Source organism: Bifidobacterium sp. LH_389 (assembly GCF_056357235.1).
Genome location: NZ_JBKEVR010000003.1, coordinates 47010 through 71525 on the forward strand (window position 1 = coordinate 47010; position 24516 = coordinate 71525).

21 protein-coding genes are annotated in these 24516 nt (G+C 64.6%); 9 read left to right on the forward strand and 12 right to left on the reverse strand.

From position 1 onward, the window contains the following. Window positions 1-37: 37 nt before the first annotated feature. From AC1AZA_RS04420 to AC1AZA_RS04435, 4 genes are all read right to left on the reverse strand, one after another. Window positions 38-1018: a hypothetical protein gene (locus AC1AZA_RS04420; protein ID WP_476513541.1), complete on the reverse strand. Its 981-nt coding sequence runs from the start codon at window positions 1016-1018 to the stop codon at window positions 38-40. Next, window positions 1015-2190, reverse strand: coding sequence for a sensor histidine kinase (locus AC1AZA_RS04425; protein WP_476513542.1), 1176 nt, complete (start codon window positions 2188-2190; stop codon window positions 1015-1017). The genes AC1AZA_RS04420 and AC1AZA_RS04425 overlap by 4 nt, the downstream gene beginning before the upstream one ends. After that, window positions 2187-2948: a LuxR C-terminal-related transcriptional regulator gene (locus AC1AZA_RS04430; RefSeq protein WP_476513543.1), complete on the reverse strand. Its 762-nt coding sequence runs from the start codon at window positions 2946-2948 to the stop codon at window positions 2187-2189. Before AC1AZA_RS04430 ends, AC1AZA_RS04425 begins: the two co-directional genes overlap by 4 nt. 264 nt (window positions 2949-3212) lie before the next feature. Next, window positions 3213-4583, reverse strand: a complete 1371-nt coding sequence (locus tag AC1AZA_RS04435) for an ATP-binding protein (protein WP_476513544.1) — start codon at window positions 4581-4583, stop codon at window positions 3213-3215. Between the two features lie 300 nt (window positions 4584-4883). On the opposite strand from AC1AZA_RS04435, the gene AC1AZA_RS04440 reads away from it, so the two are divergent. The 3 genes from AC1AZA_RS04440 to trhA all read left to right on the forward strand — a co-directional run bounded on the left by AC1AZA_RS04440 (window position 4884) and on the right by trhA (window position 8753). Further along, a complete protein-coding gene (locus AC1AZA_RS04440; RefSeq protein WP_476513545.1) occupies window positions 4884-6269 on the forward strand; it encodes an ATP-binding protein in 1386 nt (461 codons plus the stop codon). Window positions 6270-6408: 139 nt separating this feature from the next. Further along, window positions 6409-7851, forward strand: a complete 1443-nt coding sequence (locus AC1AZA_RS04445; RefSeq protein WP_476513546.1) for an MGH1-like glycoside hydrolase domain-containing protein — start codon at window positions 6409-6411, stop codon at window positions 7849-7851. A 74-nt stretch (window positions 7852-7925) separates the two neighbouring features. Next, window positions 7926-8753 carry a PAQR family membrane homeostasis protein TrhA gene (gene trhA / locus AC1AZA_RS04450; protein ID WP_476513547.1) on the forward strand — a complete coding sequence of 276 codons (828 nt, stop codon included), beginning with the start codon at window positions 7926-7928 and terminating at the stop codon, window positions 8751-8753. A gap of 30 nt (window positions 8754-8783) precedes the next feature. Here the strand turns inward: trhA and AC1AZA_RS04455 are convergent, their stop codons facing one another. The 8 genes from AC1AZA_RS04455 to dnaA form a co-directional block, all read right to left on the reverse strand. Then, window positions 8784-10067 carry an alpha/beta hydrolase gene (locus tag AC1AZA_RS04455; RefSeq protein ID WP_476513548.1) on the reverse strand — a complete coding sequence of 428 codons (1284 nt, stop codon included), beginning with the start codon at window positions 10065-10067 and terminating at the stop codon, window positions 8784-8786. Between the two features lies 1 nt (window position 10068). Further along, window positions 10069-10587, reverse strand: coding sequence for a DUF3566 domain-containing protein (locus AC1AZA_RS04460; RefSeq protein WP_476513549.1), 519 nt, complete (start codon window positions 10585-10587; stop codon window positions 10069-10071). 37 nt (window positions 10588-10624) lie between these two features. Further along, on the reverse strand, window positions 10625-13309 hold the full coding sequence (gene gyrA / locus AC1AZA_RS04465) for a DNA gyrase subunit A (RefSeq protein WP_476513550.1): 2685 nt from the start codon (window positions 13307-13309) through the stop codon (window positions 10625-10627). Window positions 13310-13366: 57 nt separating this feature from the next. Beyond that, complete coding sequence (gene gyrB / locus AC1AZA_RS04470; protein WP_476513756.1) at window positions 13367-15406, reverse strand: DNA topoisomerase (ATP-hydrolyzing) subunit B; 2040 nt, start codon at window positions 15404-15406, stop codon at window positions 13367-13369. Between the two features lie 167 nt (window positions 15407-15573). Then, window positions 15574-16053: a DciA family protein gene (locus tag AC1AZA_RS04475; protein WP_476513551.1), complete on the reverse strand. Its 480-nt coding sequence runs from the start codon at window positions 16051-16053 to the stop codon at window positions 15574-15576. Beyond that, complete coding sequence (recF, locus tag AC1AZA_RS04480) at window positions 16050-17207, reverse strand: DNA replication/repair protein RecF (RefSeq protein ID WP_476513552.1); 1158 nt, start codon at window positions 17205-17207, stop codon at window positions 16050-16052. The genes AC1AZA_RS04475 and recF overlap by 4 nt, the downstream gene beginning before the upstream one ends. 41 nt (window positions 17208-17248) lie before the next feature. Further along, on the reverse strand, window positions 17249-18373 hold the full coding sequence (gene dnaN, locus AC1AZA_RS04485; RefSeq protein WP_476513553.1) for a DNA polymerase III subunit beta: 1125 nt from the start codon (window positions 18371-18373) through the stop codon (window positions 17249-17251). Window positions 18374-18848: 475 nt separating this feature from the next. Further along, complete coding sequence (gene dnaA, locus AC1AZA_RS04490) at window positions 18849-20411, reverse strand: chromosomal replication initiator protein DnaA (RefSeq protein ID WP_476513554.1); 1563 nt, start codon at window positions 20409-20411, stop codon at window positions 18849-18851. Between the two features lie 346 nt (window positions 20412-20757). On the opposite strand from dnaA, the gene rpmH reads away from it, so the two are divergent. From rpmH to AC1AZA_RS04520, 6 genes are all read left to right on the forward strand, one after another. Beyond that, window positions 20758-20892, forward strand: coding sequence for a 50S ribosomal protein L34 (gene rpmH, locus AC1AZA_RS04495; RefSeq protein WP_476513555.1), 135 nt, complete (start codon window positions 20758-20760; stop codon window positions 20890-20892). Window positions 20893-20918: 26 nt separating this feature from the next. After that, window positions 20919-21272 carry a ribonuclease P protein component gene (rnpA, locus tag AC1AZA_RS04500; protein ID WP_476513556.1) on the forward strand — a complete coding sequence of 118 codons (354 nt, stop codon included), beginning with the start codon at window positions 20919-20921 and terminating at the stop codon, window positions 21270-21272. Window position 21273: 1 nt separating this feature from the next. After that, window positions 21274-21594 carry a membrane protein insertion efficiency factor YidD gene (yidD, locus tag AC1AZA_RS04505; RefSeq protein WP_476513557.1) on the forward strand — a complete coding sequence of 107 codons (321 nt, stop codon included), beginning with the start codon at window positions 21274-21276 and terminating at the stop codon, window positions 21592-21594. A gap of 13 nt (window positions 21595-21607) precedes the next feature. After that, window positions 21608-22618: a membrane protein insertase YidC gene (gene yidC, locus AC1AZA_RS04510; RefSeq protein WP_476513558.1), complete on the forward strand. Its 1011-nt coding sequence runs from the start codon at window positions 21608-21610 to the stop codon at window positions 22616-22618. Between the two features lie 96 nt (window positions 22619-22714). Continuing rightward, window positions 22715-23314, forward strand: a complete 600-nt coding sequence (locus tag AC1AZA_RS04515; protein WP_476513559.1) for a Jag family protein — start codon at window positions 22715-22717, stop codon at window positions 23312-23314. After that, a complete protein-coding gene (locus tag AC1AZA_RS04520; RefSeq protein WP_476513560.1) occupies window positions 23307-24245 on the forward strand; it encodes a 16S rRNA (guanine(527)-N(7))-methyltransferase RsmG in 939 nt (312 codons plus the stop codon). Before AC1AZA_RS04515 ends, AC1AZA_RS04520 begins: the two co-directional genes overlap by 8 nt. The last annotated feature ends 271 nt before the right edge of the window (window positions 24246-24516 follow it).

Here is a 24516-nt window from a genome sequence, read left to right on the forward strand (position 1 = left end):
CATGCCTGCATGCTATCCGAGCGCCATCGCCGCTCATCTAAAAGACGATGCCATAGCCCAGCAGACGACCAACCACAAACAGCACCATGACGTGCACAGGGTAGAACACGTAGAAGAACCATTTGGCGCAGCGCCCGCCACGCCCACGACGGCCATTATGCAGCAGCAGGAACGGCAGCGCGAAGACCATCATCCATTCCCAATTGCCCGCAGGCAGATCCTGCATGGGATAGGTGTAGACCGTCCGGTCGGCGAACAGTATCAGATACAGCGCCTGATTCAACGGAGCCGCCTCATACCAGTTCATTCCCAGCAAACGCCCCGGCAATTGCAGAATGGCCACGCTGTAGGCCTCGGAATAGAACAACAGGCTCGTCACACCGATGAGCGCCATGGTGACGGTCAGATGTATCCGCGATTTACGGCACAGCCATAGTCCCACGCCAATGGCGACGTAGAACAGCCCGTAATCCATGAACAGGACCATGCCGAACAGGCTTTGCAGAAATCGTTCGAGATCAAACGATGCGGACCACTGCGAATAATACGGTTCGGGAATCAGACGAACGGCCCGCGCCACACCCTCGTACAGCAGCACGCACGCACCCACCTGCCACGCCACGTACAGGAGCACGTAGCGTATGCGCCTGCGCACATCGGGTTCCAATAGGATGCAGATGACGATCGCCGTGTGCAGCAGCACCGGAAACACGTTCACGCCCAGTCCCGGCCACGGCCATGCCGCCAGTATGAACCCCGTCGCCACGCTGGCCGCATACAGCCGCAGCAGGTACCGCCGGCGACTGCGCGTATATTCGCAGCTCCAGCCGACCTGGTACAGGAAGATCGGCAGCGCGGCCTGCCCGATCCACGCGAACGCCACCGGGGCGCCCGGCACATACATGGCGACGCTGCCGAACACCATGCACACGCAGCCGACGATCTTCAATCCGAAGCTGCTCAGGCCGAACCGACGCCCGGCCGGAGACGGATCCTTTTCCGCAATCGCACCGGTCATGATCGTCCCTTCTCCATGCTCGCCATAGACGCACGCAGCGGCACCATGGCGGACAGCACCCACACGCCGTCCTCCAAACTCGTATGCAATGTGCCGCCCAACGCGGCCACCCGCCTGCGATGCAGCGCCAATCCACGTCCCGTATGTGGCACGGCGGCGGGCGCATTCCCGGTGGAATCCGCGGCCACGCCGTTGGATTGCACGATCGTCACGCGTTCATCGGTCACGGATACGCGCAGCGCATAGTCGCCGCCGTGCGGGTCGGCATGCCCCGCGATGTTGGTATACAGCTGGCCGAGCAGGTCAAGCACTTCCCGCCACGCATCCGCGTTGCCGCCGACGGGCCAGTCGGTCTCCACGACCGTCTGCCCACCGAACCCCAGTGCATGCAGACGATCGTCGCCGCTGTGGGCCAGCGCACGCAGGGCTGCCGGAGCCGAATTTTCGGACGGGACATCCACCGCATCCGCATGCTTGCCGCCGAGGATGTCGATCACCTCGCGCAACTGCCCGAGCGTGGCGCGTGCCGTCCGGGCCACCAGCTCCCATGCCTTGCGCCCGTCGGTATCCGCTTCTGCCCCCGTCGCCTCCCGCTCCGCCGTGAGGGCGATGACCGTAAGCCCCTGCGTCACCGAATCGTGGATGCGGCTGCCGAGCTCCAAGTCCCGTTTCATGCGCGCGTTCTGCGCGGCGACGCGCTTGGCCTCCTCGATCCTCCCGCGCTCCACCAGCGCATATCCGGCGAGCGCGGCCAGGCAGAACGAACCGTCCAGAGACACGATGCTGGCCATGTTCCACAGCGGGTACCGGCCCAGCAGCACACCGCCCGCCGTGCCCGCCACGCCCAGCAGCAGGGTGACCGCCAGTGCCGCGTGCTTGCGCCGGTATGCGAGCATGCCGTACACGAACCACAGGCTCCACACCGGCATGGGCAGAACGATGCGCGGCGTGAGCGCGGCGGTGGCGGCGAGCGCGACGATGCCGAGCGAGCCGAACGCGGGCCACCAGTAGGTTTCCATGACGAGCAACGCATACAGGCAGGTGATGACGGGCACCAGAGCGGACATGGACCGGTTCGCCACGCCGTCGATGACGGTGAGCAGCACGGTGACGGCGATGAGCGGCACCGCGTAGGGACGGCCCGGACATCCGAGGCGCGCGATCCACGTCATTGCGCGCGCCCCGATCCGGATGCGGCCCGCAATACCGTCCACCGCTGCACGGCCTGCAGCTTGTTGCGCACGCCCAGTTTCGCGATGGCATGGCGGATGTGCGTCTTCACCGTCGATTCGGTCAGACCGAGTCTGGCAGCCACCTCGCGGGAGGTGTAGCCCTGAATGCAGTAGTCCATGACCTCGATCTCCTTGTCGGACAGTCCCCGCAGCAACGCATTGCCGTCCGCGGCCGCTTCCCGATCGCCGCGTACAGAAGAGTGCCCGGAGCACAGCTTCCGATGCGCAGGCGCCGGCGCCGGGAATCCGTCCTCCACGTACGGCCGCCCCTCCGCGCAGGCAACGATCCGCCGCACGAACGCATCCGTGTCCGCCTTGTCCAGCAACGCCTGCGCCCCGGACCTCATCGCGGCGTCACGGTACCGGTTGAGCGAATACGAGGTCATGGCAAGCAGCGCGATCCGGTCGGACAGCATGCGGATCCGGCGACACACGGTCGCTCCGTCCACGTCATCCATGCCCATGTCCACCAGCACCAGATCGGGCCGGGTTTGTGCGTCCACGCAGCGCTGTACGGCTTCCTCGCCGCCTTTCACCGACCAGAGAATATCGATGCCGAGCGGATCCAGCCGCTGATGCAGAATCGCGCGCAGGGCGACGAGCACCATGGCGTCGTTGTCCACGATGCCTATGCCGAACCGCCGATCCGGCCGACCCTGTCGATCCACGTCCGCGCTCCGGGCGCCTTCACGTTCCATGCCTCCCAGCTTATCCCGGGGCTGAGCGGCATCATCTTTTGGACGATGGGCGGGCCTCACGCATGCAGCGCGCGTAACGCAGCGCCCATGCGCCGATCTCTCCGAGCTTCACGCTGGACTTCACGCTGGACTCCGCAACAAGCTTCGCACTAACTTCGTATCAACTTCACACCGAACTTCGCACCAACTTCGTACATTGTTAAGTTGATGCGAAGTTCGATGTGAAGTTACCTCACAAATACGGAACACCCAACCAGTCTGGCCTCACGCATGCAGCGCCCACTTCCATGCCGGCAGCACCGCGATCTTGCCGGCGGGCGTCGGTATGGTTTCCTCGTCGTGCAGGGTGAGGATTATGCCATGGTCCACGCCGGTGCGACGCATGACAGCCTCCAGCGACCCGATCTCACGGTTCCGCGTTTTGGCGGCGGTCATGTCCGCCGTCACCTGATACAGCGCGTAGGGTTCGCTGGCGAGCGCATCGCCGACCAGGAAGTCGATCTTCTCCCGCCTAGTTCCGGGCATGGTGTAGGACGTGACGGTTTCGGTTCTGCGGCCGACCGTGCGGCGGTGGAGTTCGCAGAACACCGCGGTTTCCAGCCGCTTGCCGAGATCCTGCTGGTTGGCTCTCGACACGGCGTATGCCATGCCCTGATCGACCGCGTACACCTTGGGCACATCGGTGCTGTTCGGTTTGAGGACGGTCCGGTACTCGTGCAGGTCGTATGTCAGGTACGCCTGTTTGAACAGGTTCAGCAGGGCATTGACCTTCTCCCAGTACACCTTCCAGCCCACTGCCTTGAGCGCCTCCGTCAGCTCGTTGACGGACAGTTCGCATGCGGTGTTGCGCAGCAGGTACAGCGCGGTCTGGGATGCCATGGCGATGTTCTCCCGGCCGAACCGCTCGGCCACGTCTCTGGCCACCACATCGCGCACGTACCCCTGAAGGGTTTCGATGCGATCGGATTCCTCCAGGCGTTGCACGGCAGGGAATCCGCCGACGGTGAGGTACCGTGCATAGGCGCCTTCGAAGTCGGTGATCTCCCGGGGGGAATACGCTTCCGGGGAGCCGTCGGCCCGCGGCGGCTCCAGCCCCTGAAACCGGCAATATTCCCGGAACGACAGCGGCAGCATCTCGTGCGGATGCGAACGGCCGCGGAAGTTCGTGGCGATTTCGTCGCTGGACAGCTTGGACGACGATCCGGTGATGACCAGCGTCACCCGCTCATGTTCCGCCAGACGCTGGCAGAACCCCTGCCAGTTGTCGCATTCCTGCACTTCGTCAAGGAACAGATAGGCGCCTTCCCGCCGCGCGTGCGGATACTGCCGCCAGTATTCGTTGACGATGTCGTCCAGCACCGTGGCAGGCATGGGCTTGAGGCGATCGTCGGCGAAGTTGAAGTACAGGATGCGGTCACGCGGCACTCCGGATGCCAGAAGGTCATGGATCTTCTGGAACAGGTAGAAGGTCTTGCCGCATCGGCGCACTCCGGTGATGATGTGCACGACGTTGAACAGGGCCGGCCCGTCCAGCCTTCGGATCGTTTCCTCGCGCCGCAGCGGCTCGGGAGGCTCGAAGAGCATGGCCTCGCGCACCAGCATCGCGTACGATTCCCGCGGATTGTCCGGAACCATCGGATCACCTCACCTTGCCTTGCCTTCGATCGCATCGTCCTTGGCATTAAGGGTACAACTTCTCAAAGAATTTGAGAAGTTATGCGGCTTACTTCTCAAAAAAATTGAGAAGTTGAGCATAACGAGCACCGTGCGCCGACGCCACACTCGCCGCCCGCGCAACCGCCAATCCGGAAAAACGTTACGAAACACCGCCCAAAAAGCAGGAAAAACGTGACAGAACATGCCTCAAAACCTGCGAAAAACGTGACAGCAGGTATGCTAAATGTTAGGAAAAACGTGACGAGCAAAGGAAACGCCATGCTTGAGCGCACCATCATGAAGACGCTGGATACGTGGAGCAAGGCTCCGCACCGCAAGGCACTGATGCTCACCGGCGCCCGGCAGATCGGCAAGACCACGGCAGTCCGCGAATTCGCGCGGCAGCGCTACGAGCGGTTTGCGGAGCTGAATTTCCTGACCGACCCGCATGCCGGCGACATCTTCTCCGGTGCACTCGACGCCGCAACCATCATCGCCAATCTCACGGCATACCTGCGCAAACCGCTCGAGCCGGGAAAGACGCTGGTGCTGCTCGACGAGATTCAGGAGTGCCCGCGTGCCCGTACCGCCATCAAGTTCCTGGTGGAAGACGGTCGGTTCGACTATGTGGAAACGGGTTCACTGCTGGGCGTGCGCACTGCGGACGTTGAGTCCTATCCGGTCGGCTTCGAGGAACGCCACCGCATGTACCCCATGGATTTCATGGAATTCTGCCGAGCCAACGGCGTGCAGCAAGCCACCTTCGATCTGTTGCGCGACCATTTCGAGCAATGCACGCCCGTCAGCGAGGCCGTGCATGAAACCATGCTGCGGCTGTTCTCCGTCTACATGGTGGTGGGCGGCATGCCCGAGATCGTGCAGCGGTATGTGGATACGCACGACATCGCCCAAGTCGTCCAGCTGCAACGTGACATCCTCGCCCTGTACCGTCTGGACATTGCCAAGTACGCGGACAGTGCGGACAGGACAAAGATCCGTGCGATCTTTGACGCCGTACCTTCCCAGCTCAATGATCGCAACCGGCGTTTCGTGCTGTCGGATCTCGGCAAGAACGCCCGGCAGAATCGGTATGCGAGCAGTTTCCTGTGGCTGGCGGATGCCGGCGTGGCCCTACCCTGCTACAACGTTGAGGCGCCGGTCCCCCCGCTGCCCGCCAACCGCAAGCGCAGTCTGTTCAAGCTGTTCATGGGGGACACGGGTCTGCTGTGCGCCGAGGCGCTGGAGAATGTTCAGATGCCGATCCTGCAGGGCGATCTGGACGTGAACATGGGCGAAATCGCGGAAAACGTGATCGCGCAGGAACTCGTGGCACATGGTTTTCCCACGTACTATTTCGATTCCAAACGATACGGCGAGGTGGATTTCGTGGTGCAGTCCGGCACGCGCATACTGCCGATCGAAGTGAAGTCCGGCAACGACTGGACCCGCCACCATGCGCTCAGCAAGATCCTGTCGGTTCCCGAATGGCATCTGGAGCAGGCCTACGTGCTATGCAAGGGCAACGTAGACCGGCAGGGGGCAGTCACCTACCTGCCGCTGTACATGAGCATGTTCCTCGAGCCCGAACGCCTACCCGCCTCCATGCCGTTCACCGTGGATCTCAGCGCGCTCAATGCCCCGCCCACGCACCAATCAGACAAATAGCGGGGCAACGACGCAATTGCACGCCACCGCCCCGCATGCAACCGCCGCCAACGCGTGAGCGGTCCGAGGCACCGAGGCAGTACGCTGGAACGCAACGGCGGTGGAGTACGCCGGACATTCGGAGCAAAGGAGCCCAGATATGCCACGGTCACGGGTCACGTTCGCCACGGACGACGAATTGGAGCAGCGTCTGTTCGACGCGGCTGAGGCCAAGGCGCTCGGCAACATCCGGGATTTCGCGGGGCGGCCGGTATTGGTGGAGGGCGGCGGCTACGAGAAGATCTGGCTGGAGACGCAGCCGATGGGCGGCGAGATGTATGCCAAGCGCAATCCGGAAATCGGGCTCAACAACCAGCTGTTCTTCATCGAGACGCAGCGCGCGGACGGCAGACTGGCCGGAGCGATCGCCTGCACGAACGGCACGGTGGATCCGCAGTTCAACCAGTTTCAGGGCTTCTGCTTCGCCGAGCCTGCGCTCAACATGTATTACCTGACCGGCAAGAACCCCGACTACCTGCACGCGCTGTACGACGCGCTCAGACGCTTCGACGCCTACCTGTGGGCCGTGCGCGACTCGGACGGCGACGGCTGTCTGGAGCTCTGGTGCCAGTTCGACACCGGCGAGGACCATGCGATGCGCTTCGCCGACGCCCCCACCCAGTGGCGCCCGGACGAACCGCCCACGGGCTATGAGGCCGTGCCGATCGCCTCCATGGACGTCATGGGCTACTCGTACGCCTCGCGGGACGTGCTGGCCCGCATCTGCGCGATCGCCGGGCAGGAGGAGGAGTCCGTGCGCTGGCGGATCAGGGCCGGGCAGGTGCTGGACCGCATGCGCGAATACCTGTGGGTGGAGGAGCGCGGCGCCTACTTCGACCGCGACAGGCATCACCACGTGATGCCGGTGCTCCTGCACAACACGCTGCGCACCATGTACTGGGGTGCCATCACGCCCGCCATGGCCGCCCGCTTCGTGGGCGACCACCTCACCAATCCGCAGGAGTTCTGGCCCGCCATGCCGCTGCCCAGCGTGGCCGTCAACGACCCGCTGTTCCGCAACGTGCCCACGAACAACTGGAGCGGTGCGGCGGAGGCGCTCACCTACCAGCGTGCCATCCGCGCTCTGGAACGCTACGGGTTCCAGCGGCTCATCCCGCGTCTCGGTCGCAGGCTCATGGAGGCGATCGGCCTGGAGGCTAGGTTCGTGCAGCAGTTCGACCCGTTCACCGGCCGCCCGTACCCGTCCGCATTCCCCGGCCGGGAGCAGGACGCCTACGGGCCGTGCCTGCTGGCGGTGCTCGAGTACCTTTCGCGCATGCACGGCGTGCACATCCAGTTCGACCGGGTGCTGTGGGGCTCGTGTGGCACGCATGCCACGGAGTACGAGCAGGAGTGGGACGGCCGCACGTTCCGGCTCGCGAGCGACGGGCGCACGGCCACCGGTACCGTCGACGGCGTGCGCGCGTTCACCGTGCCGACCGGCCGGCGCGTGACCACGGACCTCGCCGGCACGATCCTTGCGGTGGACACGTTGGATGCCGCGGATCAGCCCACAACACTCACGGACGCAGCACTCCGGTAGCCGCACAGCCGGTCTTCGGAACCTCACAGCAAACACCCTGACCAAGGCCAACATCGCGGCGTACGATCGGAAGCATGAGTACGGCGATGACGAATGCGAACGGATTCCGGCGCGATTCACAGCGCAACACGCAGCGCGAGCGCGAGGTGCGCGAACGGGTCGCCCATGCGCGCGAACGGGTCCGCCGGGCCACCGAGGCGCGCAAGGAGGCGCAGCGCAGGGAACGCTTGCGCCGGCATCCCGAGCTGGCCGCGCGCGACTACATCGCCAAGCCCCGCCTGCGCGGCGTGATGCATCTCGTCACCTTCCCGCTGGCCGTGGCCGCGTCTATCGTGCTGATCTGCGTGGCCCCGTGGGGTCCGGTCAAGATCGCGTGCGCGGTGTACGGGGCGACGGCCATGCTGCTGTTCGGCAACAGCGCGCTGCTGCACATCGGCCACTGGGGTCCGCGCATGAACGGCATTCTGTGCCAGATCGACTACTGCAACATCTTCCTCATCATCGCCGGCACCAACACCCCGTTCCTGTTCGCGCTGAACGGGCGCATCCGCTGGCCATACCTCACGGTCATCTGGTCGGCGGCACTGATCGGCTCCGTGGCCCACGTGATCTGGTACCGCGACCATGACTGGATCTTCACCATGATCTACATCGTGCTCGGTCTGGCCCCGGTCACGCTGCTGCCGTTCCTGTGGACGGCCCCGGCGGTGGGCCCCGCAGCTACGATCCTCATCGCCGCGGGAGGTGCGGCCTACATCGCCGGCGCAATCTGCTTCGCGTGGCGCAAACCCAACCCGGTCCCCGGCTGGTTCGGCTACCACGAGGTGTTCCACACGGGCACGGTGATCGGCTACGCATGCCACGTGGTGGCCGTCTACCTCACGGTGTGCGCCATGCGGTGACGCGGCGGAGGGCAGACCGATCCGGATCCGCTACAGCCGCCGCAACGCCCGCTGCACCACAGGGCCGAGCAGGAACGTTCGCCACGCGGTCTCCCCGGCCCACGCGGTCACGATGCCGAAATACCGACGGCGCGCGTCCGGCCGACTCATGGTCAGGTCGTGGATGCCGCCGCGGATGCGCGCCACAGTCACCAGATCACCCAGCTTCAGCGCCGCCTGCCGGATGGCGATCACGTCCAGCACCACGTCGCATTCGCGCATCGCCTCGTCCCAGGTGCCCTGCATCATCGAGCGGTCGGACGTGCACACGAGCACCGGCACGCGGATGTCCAATCCGGAAGCCACTTCGGCCTGCCCGTTGAAGATGGCCTGCATCCACCCGGCGCGGGGCTGGAACTGCGCGCCCGAAGCCGCCGCGGACGAAGGGTAGTCCCATTCGCCGCCGGTGGCCTTGTCGATGGTGCGGCCGTAGAAGCCGGGATCGTTGAGCGGCAGGGGAGTCTTGCCGCCGGCGAGCAGGAAGCCCTTGAGCACCGGGGTGGTGACGAGGCGGAACATGGTGTTGCCCTGCAACTCAAGCCACGGGGAGTTGAGCGCCAGCGCGTGGACGTGGTGCGGACGTTCGGCGTTGACCCACAGCGACATGATGAGCCCGCCCTCGGAATGCCCTATGCCCAGAATGCGCACATTCTCGCCCATGTCAAGCACGATCCGATCGCGCAGGGCGTTGAGTTCGGCGGCGTAGTCGTGCAGGTTCTCGATGTACCCGGCCGTCTCCCCGGGCCGGTAGCTGCGCCCGTAGCGCCGCAGATCCACCGCGTAGAAGGCGATGCCCAGCGACTCCCAGTATTCGGAGGCATGGCGACGATAGAAATAGTCGTTCCAGCCGTGCAGGTACATGATGGCCAGCGGCTTGCCGAGCAGGCGAAGCCTCAGTCGGCGCAGGCGCTCGACCATGCTCAGTTTCGCGGGGTCCTTGCGCACGAAGGTCGCCACGGCCTGTCCGTCCGCGCCTTCCGGATCCGGCCCGAGGTGCACGGTGGCCCGCTGGTAGCCGTCGAGGATGTCGTCGTCCTGCCACGGGTCAACGCGCGCTCCTTCGCCAGCCTTCGGCGCATCCGTGCCGTCGGCATTGTCCGAACCGGCCGAGTTGCCCGCATCCGGCGAGCCGGCAACGCCGCCGATTCCCGACGCCTTGGCCGATTCCGTCGAATTTGCCCCCGGTACGGCGACGGCCGCCGATTCCGGTGCTTCCGGATCCGACGGCCGTTCGGTTGCGGACGGTGTCTGCCCGTCCATCCCTGCGTCTGTCATATCAGTCATCGCCCAGCGTCACGTGCACGCCGCCCACGAGGGCGCACACCACGTTGTACAGGAACGCGCCGATGGTGGCGAGCACCATGATGAGCACCACCTCGAAGATCGAGAAGATGGTCACGGCGCTGATGACCGTGCCGAACTGCAGCACGCTGCCCAAGTCGAAGTTCAGGCCGGTGCTGGACATCATCGTGGTGATCTTGGCGAACAGGCCCATGGCGTCCAGCAGCGCCCAGACGAGTCCCACGGCGACGATCTGGATGATCGCCCCGGCGATGGCCAGCAGGAACGACACCTTGGCCACGCTCCACGGGTCCACGTGCGTGAGCGAGAGCTTCATGCGGCGGGCCCGCGGCACGGCACGTCGGGCGGAGGCCAGCGGCACGGCCGGGCGCGGACGGCTGCCCGTCTCACGGTGGGCGACGCCCGGCACTTCGTTGGAAGCCACGGAACGGGCCTCGCGCCCCACATGCTCGGCGCGCAGCTCGGCGCCCGGCTCGTTCATGTCATCGGTCATGGCTTCTCCTTGCGATCGGTCTTAGGGCAGATTACCACTACTCTTGCACAGCGTCGCCGGCATCCGCAGGGGCTTCACCGGATTGCGACGACTCCTGCGCGGAGTCCTCGGACGCGGACGCGGACGTCTCGGCGGCATCGTTCTCGTCGTCCTTCTCCTCGTTGCGCGCGATGGAGATGATCTCGTCGCCCCTGTCGGGCTTGGCGAGCGTGACGCCCTGCGTGGTACGGCCGGTGCGCTTGACCTCGGCCACGTCGGAGCGGATCACCTTGCCGGACTTCATGATGGCCATCACCTGGTCGTCCTCGGAGACGATCACCGCGCCCACGAGCGTGCCGCGCTCCTCGGTCAGCTGCACGGCCTTGACGCCGAAGCCGTTGCGCCCCTGCAGGCGGTATTCCTCCACGGCGGTACGCTTGGCGAAGCCCTCGTTGGTGACCACGAGCAGGTCCTGATCGGAGTTGTCGGGCACCACGTCCATGGCGAGCAGGCTGTCGCCGTCGCGGAACTTCATGCCCTGCACGCCGGCGGTCTGGCGGCCCATGGGGCGCAGCTGCTCGTCGTCCGCGCGGAACTTGAGGCTCATGCCGAGCTTGGAGACGAGAATGATGTCGTCCGCGGAGTTGCACAGCGCGGCGCCCACGAGCTCGTCGGTCCACGAACCGTCCTCGGACTCGGTGAGGCGTACGGCGATCAGACCGCCCTGGCGCGGCGAATCGTACTCCGCCAGACGCGTCTTCTTGACCTTGCCGGACCGGGTGGCGAGCACCAGATATTCGGCCACCTCGTAGTTCGGGATGGACAGCACGGTCTGGATGGTCTCATCCGGGCCGAACTGCAGCAGGTTCGCCACGTGCTGGCCCTTGGAGTCGCGCGACCCCTCCGGCAGCTCGTACGCCTTGAGCCGGTACACGCGGCCCTTGTTCGTGAAGAACAGCAGCCAGTTGTGCGTGGAGGTAAGGAAGAAGTGGTCCACCACGTCGTCCTCGCGCAGCTTGGCGCCCTTGACGCCCTTGCCGCCACGGTGCTGGGCGCGGTATTCGTCGGCCTTGGTGCGCTTGATGAACCCGGAGTGCGTGACGGTGACGACCACGTTCTCCTCGGCGATCAGATCCTCCACGTTCATCTCGCCGCTGAACGGCAGGATCTTGGTGCGGCGGTCGTCGCCGTACTTGGTGACGATCTCGTCGAGCTCGTCGCCGATGATCTTGCGCTGGCGTTCCGGCTTGGCGAGGATGTCCGCGTAGTCGGCGATCCTGCGCTGCAGCTCCTCGTGCTCGTCGAGGATCTTCTGGCGTTCCAGGGCGGCCAGACGGCGCAGCTGCATGGCCAGGATGGCGTCGGCCTGCACGCCGTCCACGTCGAGCAGCTCCATGAGGCCCGTGCGCGCGGTCTCCACGTCCTTGGAGGCGCGGATGAGGGCGATCACCTCGTCGATCATGTCGAGCGCCTTGAGGTAGCCCTGCAGGATGTGGTCGCGTTCCTCGGCCTCGCGCTTGAGGTACGCGGTACGGCGGGCGATCACGTCGAGCTGGTGCTTCACCCAGTGGCGGATGAACGCGTCCAGGCTGAGCGTGCGCGGCACGCCGTCCACGAGGGCGAGCATGTTCGCGCCGAACGTCTGCTGGAGCTGGGAATGCTTGTACAGGTTGTTGAGCACCACCTTCGGCACGGCGTCGCGCTTGAGCACGAGCACGAGGCGCTGACCGGTGCGGCCGGAGGTCTCGTCGCGCATGTCCGCAATGCCGGTGATCTTGCCGTCGCGCACGGCCTCGCGGATGGAAACGACCAGACGGTCGGGGTTGACCTGATAGGGCAGCTCGGTGACCACCAGGCACATGCGGCCCTTGATCTCCTCGGTGTTCACCACGGCTCGCATGGTGATGAGTCCGCGGCCGGTGCGGTACGCCTGCTCAATGCCCTTGTGGCCCAGGATCGTCGCGCCGGTGGGGAAGTCGGGGCCCTTGATGCGTTGCAGGAGCGCCGCGAGCAGTTCCTCGCGGGTGGCGTCCGGGTGGTCGAGCGCCCAGTGCACGCCGTCCGCCACCTCGCGCATGTTGTGCGGGGGAATGTTGGTGGCCATGCCCACGGCGATGCCGGACGAGCCGTTGACCAGCAGGTTCGGGAAGCGCGCGGGCAGCACGGTCGGCTCCTGCGTCTTGCCGTCGTAGTTGGGGATGAAGTCGACGGTGTCCTTGTCGATGTCCCTGACCATCTCCATGGCAAGCGGGGCCATGCGGCATTCGGTGTAACGCATGGCGGCGGCCGGGTCGTCGCCGGGGGAGCCGAAGTTGCCCTGGCCGTCCACCAAGAGGTAGCGCATCGACCACGACTGGGCCATGCGCACCAGGGTGTCGTAGATGGCCGCGTCGCCGTGCGGGTGGTACTTACCCATGACCTCGCCCACCACACGGGCGCACTTGTTGTAGCCGCGGTCGGGACGGTAGCCGCCGTCGTACATCGCGTAGACCACGCGGCGGTGCACGGGCTTGAGGCCGTCGCGCACGTCCGGCAGGGCGCGGTCCACGATCACGCTCATGGCGTAGGAGAGGTACGACTCGCGCATCTCCTTCTGCAGGTCGCGCTGGACGATGGCCGTGCCCTTGAGCAGGCCATAGTCGGTCTTGTCGGCCTCCTGGGGGCTCAGCGGTTCGCTGGAGCCGTCCGGCGTAGGCTGACCGTCGAAGATCTCGCCGTCGTTGTTGTTGGTTTCGTCTGCCACTTACAAACTTCCTTTATTCCGTAAGAATCACGAATCGCGGGGCATGCCCCGGAGATGTCACGCGTCGATGAAGCGCACATCCTTCGCGTTGCGCTGGATGAACAGGCGGCGCGGCTCCACCTCGTCGCCCATGAGCATGGAGAACGTCTCGTCGGCCTGGGCCGCGTCCTCGATGTGGATCTGCTTGAGGATGCGGTGGTCGGGGTCCATGGTGGTCTCCCACAGCTCCTGGTACGTCATCTCACCCAGACCCTTGTAGCGCTGGATGCCTTCGCCCTTGGGCAGCTGGCGGCCGGCGGCCTTGCCTTCGGCGAGCTTGCGGTCGCGCTCGGTGTCCGTGTAGACGAAGTCGTGCGGTCCCTTGGTCCACTTGAGCCGGTACAGCGGCGGCATGGCCACGTACACGTAGCCGGCGGTGATCATGGGCCGCATGTAGCGGAAGAACAGCGTGAGGTTCAGCGTGGCGATGTGCGCGCCGTCCACATCAGCGTCGGCCATGATGATCACCTTGTGGTAGCGCACCTTGTTCAGGTCGAAGTCCTCGCCGTAGCCGCCGCCGATCGCGGTGATGAGCGACTCGATGGTATCGGATTTCATCATGCGGTCGAGGCTGGCACGCTCGGTGTTGAGGATCTTGCCTCGCAGCGGCAGGATCGCCTGCGTGATCGGGTTGCGCCCCTGAATGGCGGAGCCGCCTGCGGAGTCGCCCTCCACGATGAACAGCTCGCACTCGGCCGGGTTGTTCGACTGGCAGTCCTTGAGCTTGTCCGGCATGCCGGCGGATTCGAAGATCGACTTGCGCCGCGTGTTCTCACGGGCCTTCTTGGCCGCAATGCGCGCGCGGGACGCCTCCATGGCCTTCTGGATGATCATCTTGGCTTCGCTCGGGTGCGCGTCGAACCAGTCGCCCAGTTTCTCGGTCATCACGCGCTGCACGAAAGTTTTCGCCTCGGAATTGCCCAGCTTCGTCTTGGTCTGGCCCTCGAACTGCGGGGTGGTGAGCTTGACGGACACCACGGCGGTGAGGCCTTCGCGCACGTCGTCGCCGGAGAGGTTCTCGTCCTTGTCCTTGAGGATGTTCTTGTCCCTCGCATAGCGATTGATCATGCCCGTCAGCGCCGCGCGGAAGCCCTCCTCGTGGGTGCCGCCCTCGGTGGTGGAGATGGTGTTGGCGAACGTGTGCACGGCCTCGGAGTAGGCGGTGGTCCACTGCATGGCGATCTCCGCGGAGATGCCGAGCTTGAGGTCCTCGGCCTCGAAGTCGATCACGTCCTCCTCGACCGGCGTGGCCTTGCGGCTCCTGACCAGATAGGCCACGTAGTCCTTGATGCCGTTGGCGTACTGGTACGTGACGGTCTGGTGGAGTTCCTCGGCCACGTTGTCGCCGTCGCCGGCCACCTCGTCGCCTGCCTCGTCGAGCTGGCGTTCGTCGGTGAGGGTGATCTTGAGGCCCTTGTTGAGGAAGGCCATCTGCTGGAAGCGGCTGCGCAGCGTCTCAAAGTCGTACACAGTGGTTTCGAAGATCGCCGGATCGGCCCAGAAGGTCACGGACGTGCCGGTGGACTCGCCGTCCTCCATCGGCCGGCCCTTGGCCAGACGCGCGGTGGGCTTCTGGTTGAGGTAGGTCTGCGTCCAGTGGAAGCCCTGGCGGCGCACCTCAATGTCCACTCGGGTGGACAGGGCATTCACCACGGAGATGCCCACGCCATGCAGGCCGCCGGAGACCGCGTAACCGCCGCCGCCGAACTTGCCGCCGGCATGCAGCTTGGTCATGACGGTCTCCACGCCGGACAGGCCTTCGCCGGGCACCTCGTCGACGGGGATGCCGCGGCCGTCGTCGACCACGCGGATGCCGTTGCCCGGCAGGATCGTCACCTCGATGTGGGTGGCGTAGCCGGCCAGCGCCTCGTCGACGGAGTTGTCGACGATCTCGTAGACCAGATGGTGCAGACCGCGCGGACCGGTGGAGCCGATGTACATGCCCGGGCGGATGCGCACGGCCTCCAGGCCTTCGAGCACTTTGAGGTCCGAAGCGTCATAATGCTCCGGGGCCAGCGAATCGTCCAGCTGCGAATCCTGCAGCTCGTCGGACTCCATATCCGGTGTTTCCCCAGTATTGAGTTCTGCCACTGAAGAGTTCCTTTCATACGCCGTTCGCCTCCGTGCCGAGGCTTCCAGCGCCGTCATTACCGTCCCAAAACGCCAATAACGGGCGTTTCTGGGCGTTTGCATACCTTTGGCTAGGGTACCAGCAGAATGGGACGTCAGCGCCTTGTACGCCCATATCGCCCATGGCTGAACGAGGTTGCGCGGGGGCCGGTGACCACGATTCGTTCGATCGGCAAACCAACCAGCCGCTCGGCTATCTTCGAGCGCAGCTGGGGGATGAGATAGGTCAGCTGCGTGGCCCACACCGTGGACTGCGTCCGTATGGTGAGCACCCCGTGGCTGTAGTCGGCGGGATACGAATGCGCGGCGATGCCCGGGCCCACCACCTGATCCCAATGGTTCTCCAGCTGGGCGAGTTTCAGATGCGGCCCCCAGTTGCCCCGGATGGCAAGCACGTCCGCTATGGACGAGAGCCTGCTCGGGTCACGCCCCGGCTTGCCGAAGCTCTCCCATGCCTTCTCGGCCCGTTCCTCGCGCGCCCGGCGGGAGAACTGCCGGTGCGTGAACCGCTCGAACACCTGCGCGGGCAGCTTGCGCGCATCCAGTCCGAGGCTTTCCGCGATCGGAGGGGTCATGCCGCCGTTGCCTCCCCGCCGTTCGGTTCCCCGATCAGTCCGGCCACATCGATCACGTGCGCATCGGCACCGCCCACGTCAGGAATGTCGCTGCGGGCGGCCACGGTGATGAGCACTTGGTCCTGATCGGCCGCGAAGTCGAGAATCTGCCCGCGCCGGGACTCATCGAGCTGGGCGAACACATCGTCCAGAATCACCACGGGCTTGGCTCCGGCCTCGCCCACGAGCCGGAACAGCGCCATCTTCAGCGCCAGCGCCATGGTCCACATCTCCCCGTTCGACGCATACTCGCGAGCGGGCATGCCTTCCAGCTCCACCGTCACATCGTCGCGCTGCGGGCCCAGCAGATTCGTTCCCCGGGACGCCTCGCCCGGGTAGATGCGCCGGAAATGCTCGCTGATATGCGCCTCCGGACTCTCATAGGCCAATACTTCGTCGAAGCTCGGCTCATAGACCAGCCTCGCCCGCTGGCCTGCCTGCCGGTTCGCAGTCGTCAGCTGCGCGTAGATCTCGGCAAACGGACCGCTGAGCCGTTCCACGAGTTCGGCCCGCATGCGGGTCAGCGCCACGCCGGCCTCGATGAACTGCCCGGTCCATATCTCCAGTCCGCTCAGCGCCGCGTCGATGGGTTCGCGCCCGTCGCGCCCTGCGATCCGCTTGAGCAGCGCCCCGCGCTGCTGGCCGATCCGCGCGAACCGCTGGGCGAGGTCGTAGTAGCCGGCCTCCAGCAGCGCCCCGGCCTGATTGAGGAATCCGCGCCGCCCCGCGGGTTCGCCGGCCACGAGCCGCTGGTCCTCCGGAGCGAACGTCACGCACGGGATGCGCCCGAGGATGTCACGCATGTAGACGGACGGTCCGCCGTTGATGCGCGCCCGGTTGGCGCCGCGCGCCGGGACGGTGAGCTCGTAGGTGACGGTCCTGCCGGAATCCTCCACGTTCGCCCGGATCGTCGCGGCGCGCTCTCCACGCTGCACGAGGGGCAGGGACGACGAGGTGCGATGGCTGCCGCCGGTCGCCAGCACCTCCACGGCCTCCACGATGTTGGTTTTGCCCAGCCCGTTGCGGCCCTGCAGAATGTTGACCCCCGGCGCGAAATCCAGTACGCAGGAGTCCCAAGACCGGTAGTGGTCAAGGGCGAGACGGGAAACGTGCATGGCGGTATGCGGTTGGATAGGCGGAATGTGCGTCCGGACGTTCAGGCGTTGAAGCGCATCGGCACGAGCAGGTAGCGGTAGTCCATCGACTCGTCGGAGTCCGCCTCCTGCTGGCCGTTGAATTCCACGGCCTTGACGGCGGTGGTCATCTTCATGCGCACGAACGGTTCGGTGATGGCCGCCAGACCCTCCACCAGATACGAGGGGTTGAACGCGACGGTGATGTCGTCGCCGTCCATGTCCACGTCGAGGGTCTCGAGTGCCTGGGCCTCGTCCACCGCACCTGCGGACAGGGTGAGCTCCTGCCCGGAGAACGCCATGCGGATCGGGGCGTTGCGTTCCGCCACGAGCGAGACGCGCTTGATGGCGTCGATGAGCAACTGGCGGTCGATGACGGCCTGGATCGGGTAGTCGTCCGCGAAGAGGCGGTCCACCGCGGGGAACTCCCCGTCGATGAGCTGCGAGGTGGAGACGCGGCCGGCGTTCTCGAAGCCCAGAAGCGTCGGATTGGCCTCGTCGAAGTCCACCACCACGTTCTGCGCGGTGTCCAGCGAGCGGGCGATGTCCTTGAGCAGGCTACCGCGCACCAGCGTGACGGTGTCCACGTCCGCGTTCTGCGGCGTCCACGTGAACGTGGCGCGCGACAGGCGGAAGCGGTCCGTGGCCGTCATGACGACCTTGTCGCCCTGGAAGGTGATCTTCACGCCTGTGAGGACGGGGCGGTTCTCCTCGCGAGAAACAGCCACGGTAGCCTGAGAGACGGCCTGCGCAAAGGTGGAGCCGTCCACCTGGCCGAGCTTGGCCGGCACGATGGGCAGGTCCGGGTATTCGGTGTCGGGCATGAGTTGCAGGGTGAACGTGGACTTGCCGGAGGAGATGGTCATCTTCGTCTCGTCCGTGGCGAGGTAGGCCTTCTCCGCGGGCAGGCTCTTGGTGATGTCCGCGAGGAGTTTGCCCTGCACGAGCACGGAGCCGGATTCGTCCACGCCGGCCTCGATGTGGTGGCGGGCGGAAACCTCGTAGTCGAAGGCGCTCAGCTGCAGCGTTCCGTCGATGGCTTCGAGGCGAATGCCCGCGAGGATAGGCGTTGCGGGGCGTGCAGGGATGACGCGAGTGGTCCAGGCTACGGCCTCGGCGAGTGCTGCGGAATTGATTTCGACTTTCATGGTGCTCCCTGTTCGGCGGTTCGGATCTGTGTTTCATTCTAGCCGGAGCCCGTCCGGGCGTCCGGCGGATCGGAGCGCGACTGTGACGGAGATGGTGAGTGTACATAGTTCAAATCATCGTCATAATAAGGGCGGTGGATGGTGTGCATAACTCGGATTTTCGGCGGAACAACGGTTGTTCACAGTCTTGTGCACCGGGGATAACATGCGGATGGGATTGTGCACAAGTAGGCGAGTTGTCCACCGTTGTCGAAGCGGGTGCTAGTTGTCCACAAAATCGGTGGATTGGCTCACATATTGTGAACAACTTACTTCGGCGTTTTCCACGGCTTATGCCCCGCTGTTACCCACATTCGTGCACAACTCTGTGGATAACTTTTCCGAATATCATCCCGACGTCGGGCAGGGACGGAATACCGCCGTCACATGACGATGTGCCGGTTACCCACCGTGTCCGTGGATAACCGGCGACGGATCAGTTGTTCGGATGCTGCTTGAGGCGGACGGTCAGCTCCATCACGTAGTTGTAGATCTCCCGCTTTTCCTGCATTTCGTCGCTGATGCGCTGATAGGCATGCAGGACGGTGGTGTGGTCGCGTCCGCCGAACACCTGACCGATGTCGAACAGGGACATGCTGGTCATCTCGCGGGCCAGATACATGGCGATCTGCCTCGCGTTGGCGATGTTCTTGGTGCGCGAGCGACCCACGAGGTCGTCGAACGTGAGGCGGAAGTACTTGGCCACCTGTGTGATGATGTCCGTCGGCTTGATCTCCACGTCCGTGGCGAAGAAGTCCTGCAGCGTCTGCTCCGCCAAGGCGCGCGTCACGGGCTGGTTGTTCAGGCTCGCGACCGCAGTGACGCGGGTCAGGGCGCCCTCGAGCTCGCGGATGTTCTCGGTGAAGCGTTCCGCGATGAGATCGAGCACGTCGTTGGGGACGGCCACGTTGTTGCGCGAGGCGATCATGCGCAGAATGGCGATGCGCGTCTCCAAATCCGGCGGCTTGACGTCCACGGTCAGACCGGAATCGAAGCGGGAGATGAGCCGGGACTCGAAGCCCTTGAGGTTCTTGGGCGCCACGTCGGAGGCGATCACGATGCGCTTGTTGGCCTGATGCAGCGCGTTGAACGTGTGGAAGAACTGCTCCATCGTCTCGGTCTTGCCGCTGAGGAACTGGATGTCGTCGATGAGCAGCACGTCTACCTCGCGGTAGCGGCGGTTGAACTCGGCGATCTGCCCCTGCGAGCGGGCGGAGTTCTGCAGCGCGGAGATGAACTCGTTGGTGAACTCCTCGCTGGTGACGTACAGCACCTTGAGGGTCGGATCCTTGACCAACGCGTAGTTGCCGATGGCGTTGAGCAGGTGGGTCTTGCCCAGCCCGGAGCCGCCGTAGATGCACAGCGGGTTGTAGTCACGGCCGGAGCCTTCCGCCACGGCCAGGGCGACCGTGCGGGCGAACCGGTTCGAGTCGCCGGGGACGAACGTGTCGAACGTGGCGTTCTTGTTGAGATGGGTGCCCGGATCGCGCTCGATGCGCCGTCCGTTCGCCGGATAGTTCGGTGTATCGAACGTGGGCTGGACCATCGTCTGGCTGGCGTAGGATTCGGCCAGATCGGCGATGCTGGGCTGCTCGGGCAGCCGCGTCGCCTCCGTCTCCTTGGGCCGCTGCGGCTTGGGCTCGCCGAACGTGCGGGGGTTCTCTCTGGGCACCTCCGGCCACGCGTCGCGTCGCGGTTCCGTCTGAGGCTGGTCCTTGCGCCCCTTGCTGCCGGGAACCACCTTGACGGCCGGGAACATGTCCTTGCCGGTGACCATGTTGAGTGCCTCGAGCAGCGGGGCGTTGAGCACGTCCATGATCGCCTGTTGCGTCGCCTTGCTGGAGACCCTCAGCACGATCGTCGTGCCGAACATCGCCTCCGGCTCAATGTCCCCGAGCCAACCCTTGTCTCGCGGGGTGAGCGAATCGTTGTGCTGCAGCAGCTGGAGCACGGTGCCCCAGATGCGCCGGGTGTCGGCGTCAGGCGTGGTCTGGCCCATCGGGGGATCACCTCGTTTCTCTCGGTCGCGGCGGGCGAATCAACAAAACAGACAATAGACCATATGTACACGTCTTTTGCGAAGTTATCCACAACGTTCGCGTGTTGCGCTCGAAAACACGGTGAATAACATGTGTGTAATTTGTGGATAACCTGCTTTTTGCGGCCGTGACACCGAGCGGCGGGTGTGGACCGAGGGTTATCCACAATTGTGAAGGAATCCGTGGATAACTCGGTTTCCGAAGCTACGCATTTGACTGTGTCGCCCAAGGTGTGTAATTTGGTATAGCTTGACTTCAAGAGAAGCCGTGCGCACGCATGGCTTAATAAGACCCGGGAGTACAACTATGAAGAGGACATTCCAGCCCAACAACCGCCGCCGTCACATGAAGCACGGCTTCCGTGCCCGCATGCGCACCCGTTCCGGCCGCGCCGTCATCAACGCTCGCCGCAACAAGGGCCGCAAGACCCTGTCCGCCTGATCGCCTTCGGAACCGTCGACCTGAACGTGGAACGGCTCAAGAGCCATCAGGAATTCGTTGCGGTGCTCAAAACCCGCACGAAGGTTGGATCGAGGGACATTGTCGCGCACTATCGCGTTCCCTCGTCACCCGATGCTCGGCCGCAACGTCGTTTGGGGCTGGCGGTATCCAAGGCCGTGGGCAAGGCGGTTGCCCGCAACGGCGTGAAGCGTCGGTTCCGACAGTTGGCCGCCCGGTACGAGGACCAGCTGCCGGAATCCTGCGACGTGGTGCTGCGGGCCAAGCCCTCGGCCGCACACGCCGAATACGCGCAGCTCGAGGAGCAGGTCAGCGGCATGTTCCGCAGGATTGCCTCACGCAGCGCCAAGGTGCATGAATAATATGGCCAAGGCCGTTCCGACGTTCGCGGCACGGGTTTTCGGTGCCATGATCCGGTGGTATCAACGCTGGATCTCCCCGCTTTCCCCTCCGCGATGCCGGTACTATCCCAGCTGTTCGGCCTATGCACTCACCGCCATCCAACGGTTCGGGGCACTGAGGGGAGGCCTGCTCGCCGTCATGCGCATCGCCCGATGCATGCCATGGAATCCCGGCGGCATCGACGACGTTCCCCGGCAATTCTCACCGTTCTACCGGTTCTCATGGTCCAAGGCCCACGAAGAGCCGCGCCTCACGCCATCGGCATGGGAACCCAAGGAGTAGGACTTAACCAATCATGTACGATTCCCAAAACTTCACGCTTGACAGCGGTTTCTTCGGCTTCTTCTACACCATCCTGCGACCCATCGAGTGGCTCCAGACGTGGATCATGAAGCTCTTCCACGACTTCCTTGTCCTGATCGGATTCCAGGACGGCCCCGGCATTGCATGGGCGCTGTCCATCGTGTTCCTGGTGCTCGTGGTGCACGCCATCATTCTGCCCGTGTGGTGGCATTCCATGAAGTCCATGCGCAAAACGCAGGCCATCCAGCCCGAGCTGATGAAGATCCAGCGCAAGTACAAGGGCAAGAACGATCCGGCCAGCCGCGAGGCCATGAGCCGCGAAACCATGAAGCTCTACCAGGAGAACGGCGCCAACCCCATGGGCTCGTGCGGCATCGCCATCGTGCAGGGCCCCGCCTTCATGTCCGTGTGGTACACGCTGTCCGCCGTATCGTACATCGCCAACGGCGTGCGCGAGCCGCTCGGCGCCTTCACCCGGCCCATCGCCGAGGACTTCGCCAACTCCATGGCGTTCGGCGTCACACTGTCCCAGCGTTTCACGGAAGCGAACGTCCACGGCAAGATCGTCATGGGCATCTTCATTGCCCTCATGTGCCTCACGCTGTTCCTGCTGCAGTTCAACAACATGCGCAAGAACCTGCCCAAGGCATCCATGCAGGGGTCCATGTACACCATGCAGAAGGCCATGGCCTTCGGCTTCCCGGTCATGTACATCTTCTCCGGCGTGATGTTCCCGTTCGCCGTGCTGGTCTACTGGATCACCAACAACGTGTGCAACCTCATCCGCTCCCAGTACCAGATGTACGCCATCCCGACCCCGGGCTCCCCGGCCGCCGAGGAGAAGGAGATCCGCGACCACAAGCGCGAGAACGCCCGCCGTGCCAAGGCCGGCGAACCCTCCCTGGAGGAGGAGGCGCTCGAGAAGGCCAAGGAAGACGCTGCGCGCAGGGCGGAGACCGGGTTCCAGCGCCAGCAGCCGTCGCGCCGCAAGAAGAGGAAGTGACAAACCCTTCGGGGCGGTCCGTTTCCGCCACGCCGACTACGTTGCCGCGGTCGGCGCGGGCTGGAATACTGTTACCAGCTTGGGTAAGGAGACATTATGGTACAGGATGATGCCAAAACGATCGATCAGCTCAACGAGGAAGCCGACATCGCCGCGGACTACCTTGAAGGGTTGCTGGACATTGCCGACTACGATGGCGATATCGAGATGGGTGTGCGCAACGGCCGTCCCATGGTGCAGATCGTTGCCGACGACGATACTGACATTAAGCATCTGATCGGCCGCAACGGCGAAGTGGTGGACGCCCTGCAGCAACTCACCCGACTGGCCGTGCAGCAGAAGACCGGCGAACGTTCCCACCTCATTGTGGATGTGGACGGCTTCCTCAAGCACAAGCGCCAGCACCTGCGTGACGTGGCTCTGGACGCGATCGACGAGGTGCGCGAGAACGGTGAGCCTGTGGACCTCAAGCCCATGAATTCCTTCGAGCGCAAGATCGTGCATGACGTCGTGCGCGAGGAGGGCTTCAAGTCCCGCTCTCACGGCGAGGAACCGCACCGCTACGTGACTATCTATCTCAAGAACTCCGCCATGGCGGACGACGCGGACGATGACGCTGACGACATTGCCGACGATGCCGTTACCGATGCACCGGTGGCCGGTGTCGTGCAGGACGATGCAGCTGCCGATGAGTGACGCTGCCGTGGCCGGGAACGCCGCCGTTGCGGACGGATCGGAATCGCTAATCGATGAGCTTGACGGTTCCCCGGTGGTGCGCGAAGTCCTCGGTGACGCCTACGAACCGCTGGCCCTGTTCCATGGCAAGCTCATGGCCGAGGGCGAACCGCGCGGTCTGATCGGTCCGCGTGATGTGCCGATCGTCTGGGAGCGTCACATTCTCAACTCCGCCGCCATTGTGCCGTTTGTGCGTGATGCCGTAGCGGATGTGGATCCCGCGCATCGTTCCATCGCCGACATCGGTTCCGGCGGCGGATTTCCGGGGCTCGTCGTGGCCGCATGCCTGCCCGATTGCGCGGTGACGCTGATCGAACCGATGGAGCGCCGCGTCGAGTGGCTGTCCGAATGCGTGGAACTCATGGGGCTGACGAATGTGACCGTGCGCCGGGCCCGTGCCGAGGAGCTCATTGCGGCGCTGAAGCAGCAGTCGGCCGGCGGTTCCGGAAAGAAGGCCGGCGGGACCGGTTCGAGGCGACGTCGCGGCGGCAGAGGAGCGGTGCAGCGGGGACGCGGTGGCGTTCAGGCTGCGGCTGATGCTGGTTATGCTGGCGCCGGGGGAGTGCTTGGCAGTGAATCTTTAAATGAGAATGATTCTCTTCATGGGGCTGGTGTTGCCGCTGTCGGTTCGGGTGTGGGCGTGACGCCGGAGCGATTCACCGTGGTGACCTGCCGTGCCGTAGCGCCGATGACCAAGCTGTCCGGGTGGACGTTGCCGCTTCTGGCTCCAGGTGGGCGACTGGTTGCCCTCAAGGGGCGCAGCGCGCAGGCCGAAATTGAGAAGGCGGCCAAGGAGATCTCCAAGGCGCATGGCATGAATCCTCGCGTGGTGGAAGCGCCTGTAGGTCCGGGACTCGAGCCTACGCACGTGGTGCTGGTTGACAAGCGGTAGGTGCGACTGCGACCGGGCGGCGCTGGCTGGCCTTGGGTTGGGACCGGCAGAGGGCAGTGGACGGCAAGTAGGCGGTTGCCCTCTGCCGGTGGGTTGACAGCCGTCAGCTATCAACCGTCGGTGGAGTGCCGGTGAAGATGGCGGCTGGAGAGTGGTTGCGGTGATAGTGGGGTTGAAGCTCAGGATTCAATGGTTTTGGGAATGTGTGCTGCCGAAACAGTGAAGAAAGGCGATTCTGCCTCGCGTTTCATCACTGCGGGTTTGGGGCTCA